This window comes from Phocaeicola faecium, assembly GCF_014837055.1.
Classification (GTDB): domain Bacteria; phylum Bacteroidota; class Bacteroidia; order Bacteroidales; family Bacteroidaceae; genus Phocaeicola; species Phocaeicola gallinarum.
This window is the reverse complement of record NZ_JACSPQ010000014.1, coordinates 19,333-42,051: the sequence shown is the minus strand read 5'-3', so window position 1 is coordinate 42,051 and position 22,719 is coordinate 19,333. Positions and strand designations below refer to the sequence as shown.

At 44.8% G+C, this 22,719-nt stretch carries 13 protein-coding genes; 1 reads left to right on the top strand and 12 read right to left on the bottom strand.

Annotation, left to right across the window (positions count from 1 at the left end; all coding sequences use genetic code 11):
- Positions 1 to 8 precede the first annotated feature (8 nt).
- A complete protein-coding gene (locus H9626_RS11080; protein ID WP_191710503.1) occupies positions 9 to 2,636 on the top strand; it encodes a transglutaminase-like domain-containing protein in 2,628 nt (875 codons plus the stop codon).
- Positions 2,637 to 2,767: 131 nt separating this feature from the next.
- Here H9626_RS11080 and cls read toward each other — a convergent pair whose 3' ends face one another.
- From cls to guaB, 12 genes are all read right to left on the bottom strand, one after another.
- Positions 2,768 to 4,078, bottom strand: coding sequence for a cardiolipin synthase (gene cls, locus H9626_RS11075; protein WP_178256490.1), 1,311 nt, complete (start codon positions 4,076 to 4,078; stop codon positions 2,768 to 2,770).
- 201 nt (positions 4,079 to 4,279) lie between these two features.
- A complete protein-coding gene (gene purL / locus H9626_RS11070; protein WP_178256489.1) occupies positions 4,280 to 7,984 on the bottom strand; it encodes a phosphoribosylformylglycinamidine synthase in 3,705 nt (1,234 codons plus the stop codon).
- 405 nt (positions 7,985 to 8,389) lie between these two features.
- Positions 8,390 to 10,645, bottom strand: a complete 2,256-nt coding sequence (locus H9626_RS11065; protein WP_178256488.1) for a GH92 family glycosyl hydrolase — start codon at positions 10,643 to 10,645, stop codon at positions 8,390 to 8,392.
- Positions 10,646 to 10,768: 123 nt separating this feature from the next.
- Positions 10,769 to 11,737: a glycoside hydrolase family 130 protein gene (locus H9626_RS11060; RefSeq protein WP_178256487.1), complete on the bottom strand. Its 969-nt coding sequence runs from the start codon at positions 11,735 to 11,737 to the stop codon at positions 10,769 to 10,771.
- Between the two features lie 70 nt (positions 11,738 to 11,807).
- Positions 11,808 to 13,181 (bottom strand): MFS transporter, encoded by a 1,374-nt coding sequence (locus H9626_RS11055; protein WP_438616945.1) that lies wholly within the window; start codon positions 13,179 to 13,181, stop codon positions 11,808 to 11,810.
- Positions 13,182 to 13,432: 251 nt separating this feature from the next.
- Positions 13,433 to 15,295, bottom strand: coding sequence for a DNA mismatch repair endonuclease MutL (mutL, locus tag H9626_RS11050; protein WP_178256486.1), 1,863 nt, complete (start codon positions 15,293 to 15,295; stop codon positions 13,433 to 13,435).
- A complete protein-coding gene (locus H9626_RS11045; RefSeq protein WP_178256485.1) occupies positions 15,292 to 15,588 on the bottom strand; it encodes a hypothetical protein in 297 nt (98 codons plus the stop codon). Before H9626_RS11045 ends, mutL begins: the two co-directional genes overlap by 4 nt.
- A gap of 3 nt (positions 15,589 to 15,591) precedes the next feature.
- Positions 15,592 to 17,253: an OstA-like protein gene (locus tag H9626_RS11040; protein WP_178256484.1), complete on the bottom strand. Its 1,662-nt coding sequence runs from the start codon at positions 17,251 to 17,253 to the stop codon at positions 15,592 to 15,594.
- Positions 17,254 to 17,282: 29 nt separating this feature from the next.
- A complete protein-coding gene (locus H9626_RS11035) occupies positions 17,283 to 18,659 on the bottom strand; it encodes a peptidylprolyl isomerase (protein ID WP_410554116.1) in 1,377 nt (458 codons plus the stop codon).
- 19 nt (positions 18,660 to 18,678) lie between these two features.
- Positions 18,679 to 19,533 carry a peptidylprolyl isomerase gene (locus H9626_RS11030; protein ID WP_178256483.1) on the bottom strand — a complete coding sequence of 285 codons (855 nt, stop codon included), beginning with the start codon at positions 19,531 to 19,533 and terminating at the stop codon, positions 18,679 to 18,681.
- Between the two features lie 34 nt (positions 19,534 to 19,567).
- Complete coding sequence (locus H9626_RS11025; RefSeq protein ID WP_191710502.1) at positions 19,568 to 20,914, bottom strand: peptidylprolyl isomerase; 1,347 nt, start codon at positions 20,912 to 20,914, stop codon at positions 19,568 to 19,570.
- Positions 20,915 to 21,036: 122 nt separating this feature from the next.
- Positions 21,037 to 22,512: an IMP dehydrogenase gene (gene guaB / locus H9626_RS11020; protein ID WP_178256481.1), complete on the bottom strand. Its 1,476-nt coding sequence runs from the start codon at positions 22,510 to 22,512 to the stop codon at positions 21,037 to 21,039.
- Positions 22,513 to 22,719: the final 207 nt, after the last annotated feature.

Sequence of the window (22,719 nt, the reverse complement as noted above, 5' to 3'; positions counted from 1 at the left end):
TCATCTTTATGACAAAGCACATTATTTTTCTCTCTGCAATTGTTATCACACTGATTCTTGCTGCTTGCTCTTCCGACCACTTTATTCAAGAGACTGACTACCGGGCTAAAGTGGAAGCCGATTTCGCTGAAAAGCAATCAACGCTGAACCGAGGCGATTTGTTTGCCATTTTCAATCAAGAGATGACTCAGACGGAACGGGAAGCTATGATGTTTCTGTACGCATACATGACTCCCGGAGACATTACCGATTATTCCGGAGAATTTTATCTTAACAATGTACGACAAGCATTAGAAACACGTCAATCGACCTCATGGGGAAAAAACATTCCCGACTTGATTTTCCGCCATTTTGTACTGCCCGTACGTATAAACAATGAAAACTTGGATAACGCGCGTGAGGTTTTTGCCAAAGAATTGCTTCCGCGCGTAAATGGTCTTTCGGCTTACGATGCAGTATTGGAAGTAAACCACTGGTGTCATGAGAAGGTGGTTTATACGCCTTCCGACAGCCGTACCAGTGCTCCGTTGGCTACCGTCAAAACGGCATACGGACGATGCGGAGAAGAATCGACTTTCCTCGTAGCTGCTCTGCGTGCGGTAGGTATTCCTGCCCGTCAGGTTTATACTCCCCGATGGGCACACACCGACGACAACCATGCGTGGGTAGAAGCATGGGTAGACGGAAAATGGTATTTCTTAGGTGCCTGTGAACCCGAACCGGTATTGAACTTAGGATGGTTTAACGCACCCGCAAGCCGGGGGATGCTGATGCACACCAAAGTATTCGGTGCGTATGACGGACCGGAAGAAGTCATGAAACAAACGGCAAACTATACTGAAATCAATATCATCGAAAATTACGGAGAAAACGCTCCCATCGAAATCTTAGTTAAAGACGATGGAAACCGTCCGGTTGCCGGAGCAAATGTAGAATTCAAAATCTACAATTATGCTGAGTTCTATACCGTAGCAAGCAAAATCAGCGATGAAAACGGACATGCCTCTTTGTCTGCCGGACTGGGAGATATGCTGATTTACGCATCGGCAAACGGCAAATTTGGTATCCAGAAAGCATCGTTCGGAAAAGACCAACAAGTAACCGTGGTTCTTGACCATCAGGAAGGCGATGACTTTACCGTTCCGTTCAACATTGTTCCGCCGGTAGAGAAAGCAAACATGCCTAAGGTAACCGACGAGCAACGTGCCGAAAATACACGTCGAATGAACGAAGAAGACTCGATACGAAATGCTTATGTAGGTACCTTCCCTACTCAGGAACAAGCTGAAGAATTTGCCGAAGCACAAGGCTTGGATAAAGAAAAAACAGTGGCATTCATCTTGAAATCAAGAGGAAACCACGCCGACATCATGTCATTCCTGAAAAACGCAACAGCCAAAAAGATGGGCGAACGCGCTTTGGAATTATTGTCTACCGTCTCTGAGAAAGACCTGCGCGACACACCTTGCGCCATCTTAGAAGACCACTTGTATAATACCGACCCGACAGCCGATATCAAAATGGTTCTTGCTCCGCGTATTGCCAGCGAAATACTGACTCCATACCGCGCCTACTTGCAAAAAAATATTCCCGCAGCATTGGCTGAACAGTTCCGCAACGACCCGCAACAATTGGTTAACTGGTGTAAAGACAGCCTCATCATCCGCAACGATTTGAATACAATCTTTACTACCACATCGCCCGAAGGCGTATGGAGAAGCCGTGTTACCGATACCGGCTCGCGCGAGATTTTCTTTGTTGCAGCAGCCCGAAGCCTCGGCATACCTGCCCAGAAAGATGCCGTAAACGGAAATATTTATTACCTCAAAAATGGCGAAACCGTAAAGGTTGACTTTGAAACAGCTGTAAGTCAACGTCCGTCGGAAGGCACACTGAAAGCGACCTATAAGGCTATTCCGCGCCTGAATAATCCGAAATATTATACGCATTTCACACTTTCTAAATACGATAACGGTATTTTCCGCCTGATGAGTTATCCCGAAGATGCAACATGGGAATCGCTTCTCAAGAACGGAACGAAGATGGAAACCGGCTACTACAAGCTGGTTACAGGTAGCCGTATGGCAGATGGAAGTGTATTGAGCAACGTTGCTTTCTTCACCATAGAGGAAGGAAAAACTACAACCATCGACCTCGTAATGCGTGAAAATACTGAAGAAATCCGTGTTATCGGTAACTTCGATTCAGAAGCGAAATACATGCCGGTTGAAGGCGGTGAAGAAACCAGCGTACTGGCTACCACGGGACGCGGATATTACATCATCGGCGTACTTGGAGTAGGTCAGGAGCCTACCAACCATGCGTTGAAGGACATCGAAATCAAGAAAAACGAATTCGAAAAATGGGGACGCACCGTTCTGCTGCTGTTTACCGACAAGGAAGCATACAGCAAGTTTAATCACAAGGACTTCCCCAACCTGCCTTCTACCGTGAAATTCGGTATCGACACCGATGGCAAAATCCGCCGCATGATAGCCGAAAACATGAAATTGGAACACGGCGGACAGTTGCCTGTATTCATTATCAGCGACACATTTAACCGCGTGGTATTCGAATCACACGGCTATACCATCGGCTTGGGCGAACAGATGATTCACATTATCCACGGATTATAATCCGCCACTCCGTTTCCCCGCGTGGATTCCAGCAGCGGGGAACACTTAAAAATTTATCCGCATATCTTTAAAAACATCAGTTGGTTTCTTTAAAGATATGCGGATATTTTTATACAGGCCGAAGTGTTTTCCTATAATACGGGCGTGAACAAATGGGCAAACCAGCCCACAAATCTTTTCCATCCCGAACGTTTTTTATATTCTTCGCGCGTCATAATCGTACTGTTCTGCTTGTCTGCCTTAAAGATATCGCCTAACTGAGCGGTTGTGGGGAGGTCGAAAATAAACGCATTGATTTCATAATCGTAACGCAGGCTGCGGCTGTTGAGATTCGTACTGCCTACGGTACAGAAACGGTCGTCTACAATCATGATTTTAGAATGATGAAACCCTCCATTAAAAACATAGATGTGTGCCCCCGCCTTACGCAGCTTGTTGGCGAAATAAAATCCGGCATCGGGCGTAAACGGGATGTCTGATTTTCCGGGAATCATGATTTCTACCCTCACCCCGCGCTTTGCTGCCCGCTTAATCGCTCTACGCACACTGACCGTAGGCGTAAAGTAGGGATTGATAATTTGTATTCTGTGCTCCGCCGCATCCATCGCAGCAATGTAAGCCTCGCGCATAATATCGGGCGAAACCTTCGGAACGCGCTGAATGATTGCTACCTGATTTCCCAAATGGGGAGGCAGGCTATCCAGCGAATCGTGGTCAAAAGGAAAATATTCATCTCCCCCTATCTGCTGGCCGGACTCTTTGTTCCATACACTCAAAAATGCTTTCTGAAGCTGCTCCACTGCCGGGCCTTTAATGCAAACGTGCATGTCTCGCCACGGCCCGATTTCCGGTAGTCCGTTGATGTAATAATCCGCGATGTTCATTCCGCCCGTATAGCCCACCTTACCGTCGATAACCACGATTTTCTGATGGTCGCGGCTAAAAATGTGGTTGACATAGGGGAAACGTATCGGGTCGAACTTAATGATTTCAATGCCGCGCTCGTTTAACATCTTCAGGTGTTCTTTGCGGAGCGGCCGATTATTGGAAAGGTTCCCGAAGTCATCGAACATGGCACGCACCTTCACCCCTTCTTTGGCTTTTTCGGCCAACAGGGTAAACAGTTCTTTAGCAATAGAATCGCTCCGGAAATTAAAATATTCAAGATGAATATGATGTTTCGCTTTCTGTATCTCTTGAAACAAACTGCCAAACTTCAATCTCCCGCTCGGCAACAGTTCAAGTTCATTATGGGCGGTAAGCGGAATATTATGACGCGCTAAAAAGTGGGTAAAAACCGAATCGGCAGGCAACCATGACTGAACAGAATCTTCCATCTCTTCTGAAATCAAAAAAGATGCTGCCCGTCCGGGTGTCACGAGTCCTCCCAACACGATGAACAGCCCTGCCAAATATCCTACCCAATACCGTGTTATTTTCATATAAACAAAATTTTCCACGCAAAAGTAGAGAATATTTCAGAAAGCGACAATAATAGAGAGGATTTAAACCACAAAATCAACAGAATGCGCTATTTACTGACGCTATGAAATGAGAAAAAAGAAAAGCATCAGAAAGTAGAAACTTCCCGATGCTCTCCCTGTTTAATTACTATATTAATCTGAAAAGATCATGTGTGTGCATTAGTTTTTATGAGCTTCCACCCACTTACGCGCATTGACAAAGGCTTCCATCCACGGTGTGATTTGGTCTTTATGCAGGCGTTCGGCTGGGTAATATGCGTTGTTCCACGGGAAGCAGGCACGCTCTAAGTGAGGCATCATTGCCAAATGGCGTCCGTCTTGGCTGGCAATACCTGCCACGCTGTAATCGGAACCGTTCGGATTTCCCGGATACTCATCGTAAGAATACTTCAAAACAACGTTATAGTGGTCTTCAGGGTAAGGCAGTGAGAACTTACCTTCGCCGTGAGCTACCCAAATGCCCAACTTCGATCCGCTGAGCGAACCGAACATCACGCTGCGGTTCATCGGTACGGTTACTCCGAGGAATGAAGATTCGAACTTATGAGAATCGTTATGCAACATCTTGCCTTGTTTTTCGTCTTCCGGAGTAATCAGTCCGAGTTCCATCATCAACTGGCAACCGTTGCAAACGCCCAATGACAGGGTATCTTTACGGGCATAGAAATTATCGAGCGCGGCTTTAGCCTTCGGGTTGAACAGGAATGTACCTGCCCATCCTTTTGCCGAACCTAACACGTCGGAATTAGAGAATCCGCCACAGAATACAATCATGCTGATGTCTTCCAGCGTTTCGCGTCCGCTGGCAAGGTCGGTCATCGTAACGTCTTTTACATCGAAGCCAGCCAAATAGAGCATGTATGCCATTTCACGCTCACCGTTCGTACCTTTTTCGCGAATGATGGCAGCCTTGATTCCACTCGGTGTACGACGGTCGGGGTCAAGTCCGAACTGCGACAACTTACCGGTAAACGACTTGTCGAATACCACTTCCAATGGCTGTTGCTTATAGTTCTCGAAGCGTTTCTTCGCACATCCGTTCATGCTCTGCTTGCGGTCGAGCAGGTAAGAAGTAGAATACCATACATCACGCAGATAGTCTACACCAAACTGGTAAGTAGCATCGTGAAGCGTTACCAAGATATGACGTTCGTCGGCCGGCTTACCCAACTTGATATATCCTACGCCGGCATCTTCCAAAATCTTCTTAACTTCTGATTTATGCTTATCGGCAATCTGAATAACGATACCCGGATTTTCGGCAAACAGTATCTTGACTATGTCGTCACACTTAAACTTATCTAAGGCGATTTCCATACCGCCTTCCGTATTGGCAAAACACATTTCGAGCAAGGTTGTTATCAAACCTCCTGCCGAGATGTCGTGACCGGCCAAAATCAAACCTTTATTAACCAGCTCCTGAACGGCAAGGAAGGCATCGCGGAAATATTCTGCATCGCGAACGGTAGGAACATCGTCGCCCACTTTATTCAGTGATTGAGCAAAGGCAGAACCTCCCAAACGCAGTTCATCGAAACTGAAGTCGATATGATAGAACGTAGATTTTTCATCGTTAACCATTACCGGAGATACTACTTTCTTGATATCCGATACCTCTCCTCCGGCAGAAACGATAACCGTTCCCGGACTGATAATCTTTTCTCCGTTCGGATATTTCTGAGTCATTGACAAAGAGTCTTTTCCGGTAGGAACATTGATTTGCAGTTCACAGCAGAAATCAGACAACGCCTTAACTGCCGTATAGAGGCGGGCGTCTTCTCCTTCCTGTGAACGGCAAGGCCACATCCAGTTAGCTGACAGTGATACGCTGTCCAGCCCTTCGGCAAGCGGAGCCCATACGATATTGGTCAGTGCTTCGGATACAGCCAGTACAGAACCTGCTGCCGGATTAGCCAAAGCTGCCTGCGGAGCGTGACCCAAAGCCGTAGCGATACCTTTCTCACCACGATAATCGAGGGCTACCACACCACAGTCGCTCAACGGCAACTGCAATTCGCCCTGACACTGCTGACGCGCAATCTTGCCTGTAACGGAGCGGTCTACCTTGTTTGTCAACCAGTCTTTACAAGCTACAGCCTCCAACTGAAGCACGCGGCCTACGTATTCATTCAGTTTGGTTACGTCGTAAGACACATTTTCATAGTGGCGTTCTACGGTTTTATCTACCATGTAAGTTTTAGGAGAAGAACCGAACATCTGGCTCACTGCCAAATCGAACGGACGAACGCCGTCTGCCTGTTCGAAAGCAAAACGATGGTCGCCGGTTGTTTCGCCCACTACGTACATCGGAGCACGTTCGCGTTCGGCTATCTTGCGTACGTGATCGATTGACTTTTCTTCTATCAGCAAGCCCATACGTTCTTGCGATTCATTGGCTATGATTTCTTTTGCCGACAGGGTTTCATCGCCGATGGGGAGTTTATCCATGTGAATCAAACCACCGCACTCTTCCACCAACTCCGACAAACAGTTTACGTGACCAGCCGAACCGTGGTCGTGGATAGACACAATCGGGTTCTGTTCTTCCTCACACAAAGCGCGAACCACGTTATAGGCACGTTTCTGCATCTCGGCATTCGCACGCTGTACGGCGTTCAGTTCGATACCCGAAGAGTAACGTCCGGTTTCTACCGACGAAACAGAACCTCCGCCCAAACCGATGCGATAGTTATCACCTCCTAACACTACGATTTCGTCGCCTGCTTCGGGAGTACCTTTCAAGCAGTCGCGTTTCGTTCCGTAACCTACGCCTCCGGCAAGCATGATTACTTTATCGTAAGCATATTTTTCGCCGTTTTCCTGATGTTCGAACGTAAGCACCGAACCGCAAATCAGCGGCTGACCGAACTTGTTACCGAAGTCGGAAGCACCGTTTGAGGCTTTAATCAGAATCTGTTCCGGAGTTTGATACAACCATTTGCGGACAGGAAGCACATCTTCCCACTCGCGTCCTTCTTCCGTACGGGGATAAGATGTCATGTAAACAGCCGTTCCGGCGATGGGCCATGAACCTTTTCCACCTCCCATACGGTCGCGGATTTCTCCTCCCGTACCGGTCGACGCACCGTTAAACGGTTCTACCGTGGTAGGGAAGTTATGGGTTTCGGCTTTCAGCGAGATAACCGTTTTGATGTCTTTGATAATGAAATAGTCGGAAGTAGAATGGTCTACCGGAGCAAACTGTTCCACTACCGGACCTTCGGCAAACGCCACATTGTCTTTATAGGCAGATATAATTTTGTTCGGGTTTTCGTTGGTAGTCTTCTTAATCATTTGGAACAAGGAAGATTCCATTTCCTGACCGTCGATGATGAATGTTCCGCCGAAAATTTTGTGGCGGCAGTGTTCCGAGTTAATTTGAGCGAAACCAAACACTTCCGAGTCGGTCAGCTTGCGTCCCAAGTCTTTTTCTACTTTCAGCAGGTAGTCCATTTCCTCGCGCGACAGAGCTAACCCTTCCTTTTCGTTATACTCTTCCAGATTGTCGATATAAATAATCGGTTGGGGTTTGATGTCTACCGTAAATATATCTTGGTCTAACCCATGATACATGCGTTGCAACATCGGGTCATGGTCGGCATTCTCATCCTTTACCGGGAAATATTCTTCGATGCGGCGGATGCCTTTCAACCCCATGTTTTGCGTAATTTCAACAGCATTCGTACTCCACGGAGTTATCATTTCGCGGCGAGGTCCGATAAACCAACCTTTCAAATTTTCTTCTTTTTCTACCGTTGCATTGCTGTACAGCCAGCTGAGTTTGCGAATGTCTTCTTCATTCATTTCGCTGCTGCATTGAGTAGCAATCACACTTTGACCGGGTGTTCTGAAAAATAGAATCATAGCACTTGTTTAAAATGAATTTTCGATAAAACTTAAATCACGTGCAAAGTTACGAAATTCGTTGAAATAAGCGAACAAGAGCTTGTTTAAATTTTGCCGGATTCCGGTTTGAGACATCGAAAATTTCTATTCGAAGAACGACCGAGTCCTATGGGTAGAACGGGGCAACTCTTCCGTTAGAAATGACCAACACTAACGGTTGCGTTTTACGGGAGTGAACGATAGCTGAAAATGAGAATATTATCTTTAAACGGAATGGATAAAACAGAGATGAATGCCTGTTATCTGGCAATGTAGGGTGAAATACGGAATACACAGTCTCTAAACAAAAAAAACATGCCCGCACCCCAACAGCGGGATGCAAGCATGTCTGTTTATACACAACCACAAATTGATGTCGGAAGATTACTTCCCGACAGAGGATTTTACTTTAAAGGTCAGTGTTCCGGCTTTTACCAAATCGTTATGATTGATACGGTATCCGCAACGCTTGTCGCCCATCTGAACGGTATCGATGAATCCGAATCCCGAACCACCGTCTTCATGGACTTTCTCGATAACCAACCGGTCGCGGCTGTAGTATTTCGGATCGAGTTTGATGGTGATTTTATCAAACGTCGGGGTGGTCAATGTATATTCAGGCACCCCCGGACAGTCGGGATAAAAGCCCATCATACTGAAGATTGCCCATGACGACATGGTTCCTGTATCTTCATTGCCCGGCAACCCGTCAGGTTTGGTGGTAAAATGTTTTGCCAACAGTTCGTTTACAAGTTTTTGCGTGCGCCATTCTTCTCCCTTGAAATAGCTGAACAAATACGGATAAGCGATGTCCGGTTCGTTTGCAGGGTCGTACAGTCCTTCGTCGAACACCATCTGAAGTTTGTCGACAAACTTTTTCTTTCCGCCCATCAGTTTCACCAATCCCATCACGTCGTGAGGAACATAAAACGTATAGTTCCATGCACTACCTTCATGGAAACCGGGGTTCGGTTCGAAATTCTCACCCTGACGCGGGTTGAATGGAGAGTAGAAAGTACCGTCGGGAAGGATGGGACGAAGCGTTCCAAACTCTTTACAATAATAATGTTTATAACCCATCGAACGGTCGTAAAACAGTTTTGCGTCTTCTTTCTTTCCCAATGCCTTAGCCAGCGTAGATAAAGAATAATCGGCAATGTAGTATTCCAAAGCGTGCGATACGGAGTTATCGTACTGCTCTCTCAGCGGAACATACCCGCGCGACATGTAGTCGTCATTATCCGGACGCATCAGGTTATCCTTGCCCGCAGTAGTAGCAGATTTATACATGGCTTCGTATGCCAGATTGATATCGAAATCGCGCAAGCCTTTCATCCACGTATCTACAATAACGGGCAGGCTGGGGTCGCCTTCCATCGTCAAGGTTTCACGCCCGTAAAGTTCCCATTTCGGCAGCCAGCCGTGTTCTTTATACATGTCGAGCATGGTATGAATCATGTCCATCTGACGTTCGGGATAAACCAGCGTCATCAACTGATGCAAATTGCGGTACGTGTCCCACAATGAAAATACCGTATAGCGGTCGCCTTCGGTCGTCAAGATTTTATCTCCTTCCATCTGCGGATACTGTCCGTTTACGTCCTGCAGGATATTGGGATGGATAAGCGCATGATAAAGTCCGGTGTAGAACACGGTTTTCTGTTCTTTCGTTCCGCCCTCTACTTGGATTCTGCCCAAGTCATCGTTCCAACGCTGGCGGGCTTCCTGATGAATAGCCTCAAAGTGGCGTCCGTGTTGCTCTTTATCCAGATTTTCGCGCGCATTCTCTATGCTTACAAAAGAAACACCCATAGCTACTTCTATCTGTTCGCCCTCTTCGGTATCGAAAGTAAACCATGCACCGATGTCGTCGCCGGCAATGTCTCTGTTGTATTTCGTATAAAGTTTATATTTTCCCTGATCTTTGTCCCATTCAGCTTCTACCCCCTGCATCGGACGTTGCTTTTTCCAATATCCTGTGGTTTTCGGAGCTTTATTGACACGCATCACAAAGTAGATAGGGAACACCGCCTGCGGATTATAACAGAACGTACCCAATACCTTCATGCCTTCTACCTCGCGGTCGCTCACACGGCGCATGAAAGCTCCGCTTTCGTTTGTCAAACCTTCGCCCAAGTTTAACAAGATATTGCTTTCCCCCTTCGGGAAAGTGAACCGTGCAAGTCCAGTACGGGGAGTAGCCGTAGCTTCTGCCAGAATATTATACTTGGTAAGTGAGATGGTATAATAACCCGGCGATGCGTTTTCTTTTTCGTACTTGCTACCGTAATGATGATAGTCTACATCCAACTTACCGGTAGTGGGCATCAGCAAAAGCGAACCGAGGTCGGGACATCCCACTCCACTTAAATTAACATGAGAAAAACCGGTAAAGAAACTGTTGGTATACTCATACGGCGTAGACCACCAGCGCGCATCTTTATCGTACGTGTTATCTGCCGACCCCATCACATTAAAGGGTACAACAGACATCATTCCATTCGGGCAAACAGCTCCGGGGTTACATGTTCCGAAATTAGTTGTCCCAATAAAGGGATTCACATAGTCTGCCGGCTCTTGCGCCTGTAAGAACTGAAAAGCAAAAAAGCCCGCCAATAATGTTATCAGAGTCTTTTTCATAGGTGAATGATTGAGAGTAGAATAATTGAATGTTGAACAATAAAAAAACAAAGATGGAGAACCGGTTATTGAGAATCAGCGTAACGTTTCTCCTCAACGACCCATTCTCCATCTTTTTATCTATCAGATAGAATGTGTCTTTACAAAATCGATAATCTCAGAGATATAGCCAAATGCCATACCTACCACCGTATCTGCCGCACCATAATACACTGCCACCCGTTCTCCGTCTTGAAGAGCCGCACACGGGAACACTACATTAGGTACATCTCCTGCCAACTCATACGGAGCCGCCGGCGCAAGCAGGTAATCGCGCGTACGATATAATACTTTTTCCGGATTGTCTTTATCCAAGATGGCTGCACCCATTGAGTAACGGTAGCCGCAACACGTCGTAATTACACCGTGATAAAACATCAACCAGCCGGCTTCGGTAAGGAACGGCACTGAACCTGCGCCGATTTTCGTACACTGCCATGCGCTTTCGGGGAACGGAGTCACTTTCATTACACAACGGTGTTCGCCCCAGTATTTCATATCCGGACTGTAGCTGATATAAATATCGCCAAACGGAGTATGACCGTTGTCGCTCGGACGGCTTAACATGGCATACTTACCGTTTATCTTCTGCGGGAACAGCACACCGTTACGGTTGAAAGGCAAGAAAGCATTTTCACACTGGAAGAACTCCTTGAAATCGAACGTATAGCCCAATCCGATAGTAGGTCCGTGATAACCATTGCACCACGTAATCCAGTAACGGTCTTCAATCCACGTAACACGCGGGTCGTATTTATATTCCGATTCAATCATGTCGGTATTTCCAGCCTTAAACACAATCGGTTCGTGGTTGATTTCCCAATTGATTCCATCTTTACTGAATCCTGCAAATATATTCATTTGTACCGCTTTGTTATCGCAACGGAACACACCGGCAAATCCATCCTTAAACGGAACCACAGCACTGTTGAAAATGCTGTTTGACGTCGGGATATGATAGCGTCCGATAACCGGATTTTGTGAATAACGCCACATTACATCTGTACATCCTGCCGGGCGATCTTCCCACGGCATCATTGTTTTTTCTGTCATAAGTTTTTTAGTTTATATGTTTTTGAGTTTGTCTGTCCCACTCTATTTGTAAAGAGTTTCCCACCTGTATTTATTCTTTTTCTCCTTTTACCAAAGAACCGTCCGGATTGTATTTGAACGGAACAAAATAAGTTATCAGGAACGCCGGGATAGTAGCAAATAATACAAAGATAAAGAACGGCTCATATCCTCCCGGTCTATTAAACCACTCGCCCAATGTCTCGCATACCCATCCGCTCAGCATACCCGGAAGCATAACTCCCAAATTCATGATGCCCGACGCAAATGCGTAATGTGCCATCTGATGAGGACCGGGAGCCACCTGCTGCATCATAAAAAGCGTAAGTCCTACAAAGCCGAACCCGTAACCAAAGTATTCGAAAACGATACCGCTGCAAATGATTATTCCGCTTTCGGGTTGGAAAAATGCAAAAAAGGCATACACCACGAAAGGCAGGTTGAATATACAACATAATGAAAACAAGGTTTTACGCAACCCGCGAGACGAAATATAATATCCAGCCAGCAACGAACCTAACACGAAAGCCGCAGCCCCATACGATCCGTAATACAATCCGATTTCTTTTTCGCTCAGTCCGAGGCCTCCCATCGCCCGGTCTGCTTTCAGGAAAAGCGGAACAATCTTCATTACAAAACCTTCGGCAAAGCGGTATAGAATAATGAAAAACAGATAGTAAACGATGTGACTTTTCTTAAAAAACGCCAACAACACATTTCCCAGTTCGGTCATCACCTGTCCTGCCGTACGCTGCTCTTTCTGCTCACGTTTCTTACCTGAAGGGAGCATAAAAATATGGTAAATACCCAACAGTACCATAACGGCACAAAGGACTGACATAATTATCATCCACGCTTTACGGCTTGCCAATATCGTAGCTTCGGCATCAGCACCTGACCCGCCGCCATACTTTTCTATCAATACGCCAGCCAGATACACCAGTCCTCCGGTAGCCACGATTTTGGCAATGTTATAAAAAGCCCCCTGCCAACCGATATACTTAGCTTGTTCTGAGGGAGTCAACTCACTCATATACACACCGTCGCACACAATATCGTGGGTGGCACCGCTGAAAGCAATAATAGCTAACAGCGCAATGGCAACACTGAAGAAATGAGGAAGATTCAGCGAGAAAGCCACCAAGCCAAACGTTACCCCCGTTACCAACTGGGTAAGTACAACAAAGAATTTTTTGGTTTTAAACAGTTCGAGGAACGGACTCCAAAGCGGTTTCAGCGTCCACGGCAACAAAATAAGGGAAGTCCAAAACGTAATTAACTTGTCTTCCACACCTAATCCTTTAAACATCAACACCGTTACCATGTTGAGTACCACAAAGGGTAACCCCATCGCAAAGTAGGCCGTAGGCACCCACGCTATAGGGCTTCTTTTATGCATCCGTTTCTTTTCTTCTTCTAATTCCATAGTATTAATTTACTATTTAAACTTTCAGCCGCTAATATAGTAATTAAAAAAGAAATAACACTTATCATTCAAAATATTTTTATTAAATTACGATACAAAACCAGCTGGATAGCGCTATGGAGTGGACAGATGAGTCGGTCGAACAGAATTTTTAAAACATCTTTATACACAGACAAGAAAAAGCCCATATTTTTCTAAGAAATACGGGCTGATTTTTCGGGAAGCATCAAACGGCTTACACCAGAATATTTTTACTTGAACAATTTCTCCAAATCTTCTTCTTTCAAGACGGCAAGCACAGATTTTCCATCGGGTGTATAATTGGGAGTAGAAACAGCAAACAAACCATCGACCAAATTATTCATTTCTTCATTGGTCAATACCTGTCCGGGCACTATCGCAGCCGCTTTCGCCAACGCAAGGGCAAGCGTACTCTGTATTTCTTCTTTTACTTTACATCCTTTTTCAATAGCAGTCTGTACCATGTTGGTTATCAATGTTTCCGGATTCAGTCCTTCAATACCTGCCGGAACACCGTTTATAGCATAGGTTCCTCCTCCCAGACTACTCAAATCGAAGCCTAAAGCGGAAAGGTCGTCCATGATACTTTCTAACACAGGTATTTCGGAAGACGCAAAATGAACCATATCCGGAAAGAGCATTCGCTGAGAAACATGCTGACGGTTCTCCATCTGCGTCATATACTGGTCGTACAGAATACGGATATGCGCCCGCTGCTGGTCGATAATCATCAATCCCGACTTTACCGAAGTAAGAATATAACATCCTTTGTATTGATAATGCTGGGTAGCTTTTTCGAGTGGCTTTTCTTCGGGATGTGCATCGTACAACGTGGGAGACGCCTCAAACTCCTGCTCCGGAAGCGGCTCTTCTACAAACGGTTCTCCCCCGTCTTGTGAACTTCCCGAATGCTCTTTCTCCAATCCCTGAAACAAAGGTTCCCAGTCTGTATGCCGACGGGGAGTGTACGACCCACCGGTATTAAAAGGATTATAAGAAGGGTCGTAAGAAGTCTTCGGAGGTTGAACCAACGAGTATGGTGAATTTTCAAAAGCAGGAATATCAGGCATCCCTTCGGTATCGAAATCAATCGAAGGAACTGCATTGAAACGCCCTAAAGTCTCCTTAACGGCAGCCGAGAGAATTTGCCAAATAGCCTGTTCGTTTTCAAACTTTATTTCTGTTTTGGTCGGATGGATATTTACATCAATATTGGCAGGATCTACCTCGAAATAAATGAAATAAGATACCTGTTCACCTGCCGGAATCAGATTTTCGTACGCATCTGCCACTGCCTTATGGAAATAAGGATGACGCATATACCTACCGTTAACGAAAAAGAACTGACGCGCCCCTTTTTTTCGGGCCGTTTCCGGACGTCCAATAAACCCATGCAACTTAACCATCGTAGTCTGAACATCCAACGAAAGAAGTTCTTGGTTCAGCTTTTTCCCGAATACACCCATGATTCGCTGGCGCAACTGAATGGCAGGAAGATTAAGCATTTCGGTATCGTTATGATGAAGCGTAAAAGACACATCAGGATTGACCAATGCGATACGCTCGAACTCGGTCAGGATATTACTCAATTCCGTTTGGTTTGATTTCAGAAACTTACGACGCGCCGGAACATTGAAGAAAAGGTTTTTCACAGCAAAATTACTACCTTTCGGACAGGCTATGGGTTCTTGTTTCTCTACCTTCGAACCGGATATCGTAATCGAAGTACCGAGCTGCGCATCGTCGGTACACGTACGCAACTCCACTTGGGCTACCGCTGCTATCGAGGCAAGTGCCTCACCGCGAAATCCCATCGTATGCAAAGCAAACAAATCAGAGGCCTCGCGGATTTTTGACGTAGCATGACGTTCAAAAGCCATACGCGCATCTGTATCCGACATCCCCTTTCCGTCATCGATAACCTGAATACATGTTTTCCCAGCATCCGTAACCAACACATCGACATGATGTGCACCGGCGTCAATCGCATTTTCGACCAACTCCTTTACCACAGATGCCGGCCTCTGAATAACTTCGCCCGCCGCAATCTGATTAGCCACGGAATCGGGCAACAAACGGATGATATCGCTCATAGTGTAAACTCCCCGGTAACAAGATAATGCAATATAAATAACAAGATACAAATAGCAGCAAACAAGAAACCATAAGTAAGCGGTTTTCGTCCGCTCTCTTTACGGCGTTTCAAGTGGGTGGTTCCTTCAATAAATTTACCCCGAATATCTTCGGGAGAAAATTCTTTGGGAGGAATCATACCTAAATCACGCTTGGCGCTTTCTTCTATTTTCTGTAATTTTTCTTTGCGCTCGTCTACATAGATATACTCATGGTGATATCCACGTGGCTTTCTCATTGAAAACAGTCCCATAAGCTACTTCTTTTTTTCTTCAAACAAATGTTGGTTCGGCAATTCTACCGGCGGACGGGTATTCTTCTTCAACTGGTCTTCCGCTTTTTTTGCACGCCAATTAAATATATCTGCTTTATTCAACGGACGAATATAATCAAACCATACGAAGTTTTGCAACCTATCTGTCCCTTTCGGTATTTGACTCATCGGATAAAGTGTTCCATTCGATTTCGGACTCATCACCATCCGTTCCAGTTTTTGGTCTTTCAAATAAATATCCAGCTGACTGGTTTCAGAAACATTCATACCGATAAGTGTGCTGTCGGAATCCATCGGATAGTAAACAACACGTACCGAGCCGATAACTTCAGTTTTCCACATCTGCCCGTCGCGAAAATAAGATTTCATTTCCTTTCCCGTAACCTGATTGTATAACACGGAGTCGATTTGTTCGATCGATAATGCCTGATTAATAATATGTGCCCAATCAATCGTACTGTCGTTCATATAAATCTTGACCTGTTCGCCTACTAATTGTTGGTTTTTATTCCACAAAATGGGGTCTTTATACATCGTCAGACAACTATCTACCGTTGAAAACACCAACGAATCTGCTACCCCTTGTACGTCTGTCCGATAAAAACGAACCTTATGAAAAGCCCTCATTTCACGATACATGGAGTCCGTGTTCAAATTAAACGTTTCCAACATCAGTGTATCTCCATGAAGAAATAAGCTATCTCCTTGTGAATAATCAATAGCTACCGCTTTACGAGTGGCAAAAGCATATTTTATTCTTTCATTGTAAAAACCATAATCGCCGGTCATCATGTTCTTATTGACGGTGTCATTCATCACCATATTATGAAAAGCCTCTCCGATACCGGCGTTTCTATCGTAAAACAAAGTGTCGCCGGTTAATTGCTTTCCTTCGTTAGTCAACACCGAACGATCATACAAGTCAGCCTTCCCTGTTACTGTATTATAATAACCACGCTCAGAATAAATATGATTGGCATCGCTTACAATATCCGAAGGTCCTACGATATTAGCTATTTTTGTTGCTGTATTATAACGCAGTGTATCCGAAGTCAATGTGAATTGCGGATTCACCAACTTCACATTATAATTAAAAACAGACTGTTTGGTACTCGGATTATACTCACCCCACTCCGATGTCAAAACGTTTTGTTCATCCATCAGCGTTCCACCGTCAAAGAAATATCCCAAATTATACACGCGGTCATAATTCAAGCTATCAGTCAGCAACGTCGTATTACGATTCTCCATACGTACATTCATACGCATTTCGGCTATCTGGGTCATACCGTCGTAATAAAGGTGATCACCATAAAGAAACAAAGTGTCCCCTTGTTCCATCCGCACATTGCTGAACGCTTCGAACGAGCTGATTTGGTCGTAATAATACGCACTGTCACAATACATATATACACTATCGTGACGAAAGACCACGTTTCCCACCACCACCTGTGCATCCGGATGACGCGAATCTTTACGCAATAAGTCGGAATGCAACAAAAAGACCTTACTTTTCTGTTTAGGCTGCGTATCTTTTTTAACTGTTTCTTGAGCCAAAAGACAAAAGGCAAACAGGCATAGAACACCTAATCCAAGTATTCTATGCCCGCTCAGAGAATTATGTTTTTTCTTTCTTTCAAACATATTATTGCTTCAAACGAAAACTCTATTTATCAGTTTTTAATCCATCCCGGATATTTGAAATCACACTTTCTCCAACTCGGATTGATACGGACATACGTATTCTTCTGTTTTTCCACAATCCATTTTTGAAGTTTTTCTTCACTCCGCTTTGCTGTTACAATATCTTTCAGACGTTGATAATCTTCAGAAATCGTTGCTTTGTGCCCGTCTATTCTATTTTTCAGTTTAACGATGGCACAAACATCTTTACCTTTGTTTGTCATCATTCTAAAAGGTTTTGATACTTCACCGATTTGCATGTTTTCTACCACCTTAGCTACATCTTGTGAGATAAATCCCGCTAATTCTTGCATTTCAAATCTGGACGTACTACTTTGCGGGTTTGCCAACAATCCGTGATTGTTTCGTGTATCTTTATCTTGAGACACCCAAATTGCAGCTTCATCGAATGACACTTTTCCCTTACGAATATCATTGGCAAGCGTATCCAGCCGGTTTAACTCCACTTGCACTTCTTCTTCATCGATACGGGGTTTCAGCAAAATGTGTCGGTAACTGATGCGGTCTCCACGTTTTTCTATTAATTGGGCAATATGATAACCATATTCCGTTTGAAACACTTTCGAAATTTTCTTCGGGTCAGTCAAATTAAATACCACGTTTGCAAATTCCGGAGTAAGCTCTCCGCGTCCGGTAAATCCGTATTCTCCTCCACGACGTGCCGAACCGGGGTCTTCCGAATACAAACGCGCCAATGTAGAGAATGTGGTCTCTCCTTTATTGATACGCTCTGTAAAATCACGCAATTCTTTTTTCACCCGTTCTATTTCCTCTTCTTTTACTTTCGGTTCGCGAGTGATGATTTGCACTTCCACTTGTGTAGGCACAAACGGAATACTGTCTTGAGGCAATTTACTAAAATAATTACGAACCTCAGCCGGCGTCAATTTGATATCTCCTACGATTTTTTTCTGCATTTCTTGCATTGTCAACCCGTCGCGCACATTTTCACGCAGCATTTCCCTGATTTGAGTAGAAGTTTTATTGTAATATTCTTCCATCTTTTCCTTCGAGCCGATTTGTTCTATCAGCCATGCAGTACGACGCTCTACATCCTGAATCACCTGCTGTTCCGATACTTCCACACTGTCTATTTCCGCTTGATGAAGGTACAATTTCTGTACAGCCAATTCTTCCGGAATCACACAATAAGGATCTCCGTCAAAACGACGCCCTTCGTATTGAGCATTCAAGCGTTCGTTTTCCACATCCGACTTCAGAATAGCCTCATCACCTACTACCCATACCACTTCATCAATTACATTATTTTGCGCATGAGCAATAAACACACCTGCCAAACACAAGTACAAGCATACGTATAACCTTGTCAAATTCATTGTTTTCATCTGAATTTTCTTTCTGAATTTACTTATAATATACTATATCATTATCCTCCGAAGCCTCCTTATATAAATCTTGCTTCATCCGGTTTATAAAATCAACTCGCTTCAAGTTTATCAAAATCTCTTTTATCTCGCTTCTGGCATATTCCAGCGGCAGCTGCTCTCCCTCCGGCAAAAAGTTTTCCACATGAAGGAAATAACAGAATGCTGTATCACGCACTTCCACGTTACGATTCCGATTCAGATAATCCCGATCGGTATCCAATGCTTTTAAAGGCAGCTTTACAGCGATATCCGATAGCGGTATCCAGCGGTCGTAGAAATATTCATAACTCACCGCATTGCCTATACCGTATTTGCTCAAGTTGTCAATGGCATCCTGCGTATTCCGCTTGTACCATCCACGCACTTTCGACAGTTGGGAAGCAGTTAAAGGTACTTTCATAAACAAGCCCTGTATATAGGGCTGTCCTGCACGGAACATTCCGGAATTCTGACGATAGTATGCCTCCACTTCTTCATCGCTAACCGTATTTCCGAGTTCTTGATTCACCAGTTCCTCTTCATACATGTGCATAACCAACGCTTTGCGGAAAGCTGCCACCCGTTCATCTATTTTTACATTATCAGGAATGTTTCCTTCTGCTTTCTGATACAAAAGTTCATCTTCCGCCCAATTACGAATATATTCGTCTGCAAAAGCCGTACTGTCTTTTTGCGAAAGTCCGATAGGCATAACCGCCTGCAGATCTTCCTTATACAGAAAATTGCCTGCAACCTCCACCAAAGGAGTCTTTCCTTTATGGTCGACCGACGGTGTGCATCCCGCCAACAACAAAACGGCTACCAGTATGTTCCATCTCCTCTTCTGCCTCATGAATATCGAATTGGTGAACGAAGATACAGCTTAATTAGTTATTTCCGACATAATTAACTGTTTTTAAAACCTCTTCATTAATTTCTACCGTGAAATAACGTTGCAAATAAGCCATTTTTTCCCTTTTCTTCATCTGCAAACAGTCTCTTACTACCTCTTCTTTTACATCCTCATACCCCTCCGGCTTTTTCTTCAGTTTTTTGCCGATAACGAATGTATATGGATAATCTTTCAGCGGAACGTATGTTCCGCACTTAAAAGCGAGTTTATCTACATATACGTTTTTACCTATCTGGAAAAGTCCGGTCTCTACCTTTGCCCGCAGATTCGGATTTTCCGACGATAACCGTTGTATTGCTGCATTCCACTCCGACGGATGTAACTTTTTCAGACGTTTTTTCAGTTTCGATGCCGCTTTCTTGTTCAGGCAATGAACGACACCTCCTTTAAAGTGTGGAAATTCCCATACATAGTCATCTTTATGAGCTTTAAAATATTGCTCTAATTCTGCCGGCGATGCAACAACAGGCGATGAATGTTTTTCATCCCAGTAGATAGCCAACAAGCCGTCGTATGCTTGGCGGAAAGGCAACCAATGCTCCAGACTTCCATTTTGCCATTGTTCATATAAACTGCGGTTCAGCATCGGCGACGATCCATCTATCTGCTCCACATACCGTTCTAAAGTTTGTGAAAAATCGCTCGCTTCTATTTCGTTCCGCCTGTCTATCAACCGGGCAATATGAACACCTAAAGGTGAATGAAAGGGTTTTGAAAATTCTCCTTTTCCCAAATTTTGCAGACCTGCCGCAAATTCATCGGACAACAACCCTATCGGCCTCCATTCCGGTTCACCGCTTTTCTTTTCGGAATACTTTTCCGACAGTTCCGAAAACGATGCCCCCGTTTTTAAGGCGCTATAAATGGAATCGATTCGCCTGTCGGCATCTCTTCTTTCAACGTCTGTGGCATATTGAGGAAGCAATAGCGTTATTTCTTCAACACGCACTTCGTCTGTTCTCTTAAAACGGTTTCGTCTTTTTTCACTCATCGAACGCTTCAATGCTTCCATTCCCGCTTTATCAAGTAAAACCGCCTTCAACAAGTTTGCCTGAATACGTGCATATTGCTTCTTAAATTCCGGCAGAGTATCCATGCGAAGCCTGCGGGCATCTGCCACTTTCAGCTTATAGGTTACAAAATTAGAGAAATAGTGTTGGGGCGATTCCTTTGTCTGAGATGCGATTTGGCGATAATAGTATTCAAACTCCGCAAGCGAGGTTTCTTTACCGTTTATTTTCAGCAAAGACTTATCAACATCCGCTCCCCAGAGTAAAGCGGAAAAGAGTAACCCGAAACAGACAAGCAAACTATTTTTCATTCTTATAAAAATAAGCGCGGATTACACCGATTACACGTTTTCACTCGCTGTTTGTTTCGAATGTGTAATCAGCGTAATCCGCGCATTAATGGTTTATCTTTTTCCAACCGGAAAGACCACTATTATTGAGGACGGCTGTAATTAGGAGCCTCGCTTGTAATGGTTACATCGTGAGGATGACTTTCCAATACTCCGGCATTGGTGATACGGGTAAACTTGGCATTATGCAACTCCATGATGTTATGCGCTCCGCAGTAACCCATACCCGCACGCAGTCCGCCTACCAACTGGTAGATAACTTCGTACAGCAAGCCTTTGTAAGGAACGCGGGCTGCAATACCTTCGGGAACCAGTTTCTTCACATCCGCCGTTCCGCTTTGGAAATAACGGTCTTTCGAACCGTTCTCCATAGCTTCGAGCGAACCCATACCGCGGTACGATTTAAACTTACGTCCGTTAAAGATAATCGTATCGCCCGGAGACTCTTCTGTTCCGGCTACCAGCGAACCAATCATTACGCTGTATCCTCCGGCAGCAAGTGCCTTCACCACGTCGCCTGAATAACGCAAACCGCCGTCAGCAATCAAAGGTACACCTGTGCCTTCCAAAGCCTTCGCCACATCATATACAGCAGACAACTGAGGAACACCCACACCGGCTACCACACGGGTAGTACAGATTGAACCCGGACCGATACCTACTTTCACAGCATCTGCTCCGGCTTCTACCAACATCTTGGCAGCTTCGCCCGTAGCCACATTTCCTACTACAATATCAATTTCGGGGAATTTTTGTTTTGCTTCTTTCAGTTTCTCGATAACATATTTAGAATGTCCGTGAGCCGTATCAATCACAATGGCATCTGCACCGGCGTTAACCAATGCCTCCATGCGCTGAATCGTGTCGACAGTAACACCCACACCGGCAGCCACGCGCAACCGACCTTTTGCGTCTTTACAAGCCATCGGTTTGTCTTTTGCTTTCGTAATGTCTTTATAAGTAATCAAGCCTACCAACTTACCGTTTTTATCCACAACCGGCAGTTTTTCAATCTTGTTTTCCTGCAAGATGCGCGAAGCCGTTTCCATGTCGGTAGCCTGTTCGGTGGTAACGATGTTTTCTTTCGTCATCACCTCGTCGATACGTTTCGACATGTCTTTTTCGAAACGCAAGTCACGGTTTGTTACAATACCTACCAGATAATTTTCGTCATCTACCACCGGAATACCGCCGATTTTATATTCAGCCATGATAGCCAACGCATCTTTTACGGTTGAGCCGCGCTTAATGGTTACCGGGTCGTAAATCATACCGTTTTCTGCACGTTTTACGATTGCTACCTGACGTGCCTGCTCTTCAATAGACATGTTTTTGTGAATAACTCCGATACCTCCCTCGCGAGCTATGGCAATAGCCATTTGCGCTTCGGTAACCGTATCCATAGCGGCAGTTACAAACGGGATTTTCAACTCAATGTTGCGTGAAAACTTAGTCGTGAGTTCGACTGATTTGGGTAATACTTCAGAATAGGCAGGAATTAACAGTACATCATCGTAAGTCAATCCGTCCATCACTACTTTGTCTGCAATAAATGACATAGGCTTTTATGCTTTAGAATTTATTGCGTGCAAATATACGAATTTTATTCACAGCCTCACGTGTGTTTAACATATTTTTTCGGGACGACATACTGATTTTTTTCTTTCATCCCCACAGCCGGACCATCCACCGGCAAGACCTTCGGAATCCGATGCCACAAAACAAGAAAACAAGCCCTTGCTTACAGCAAAACAAAGGCTTGTTTT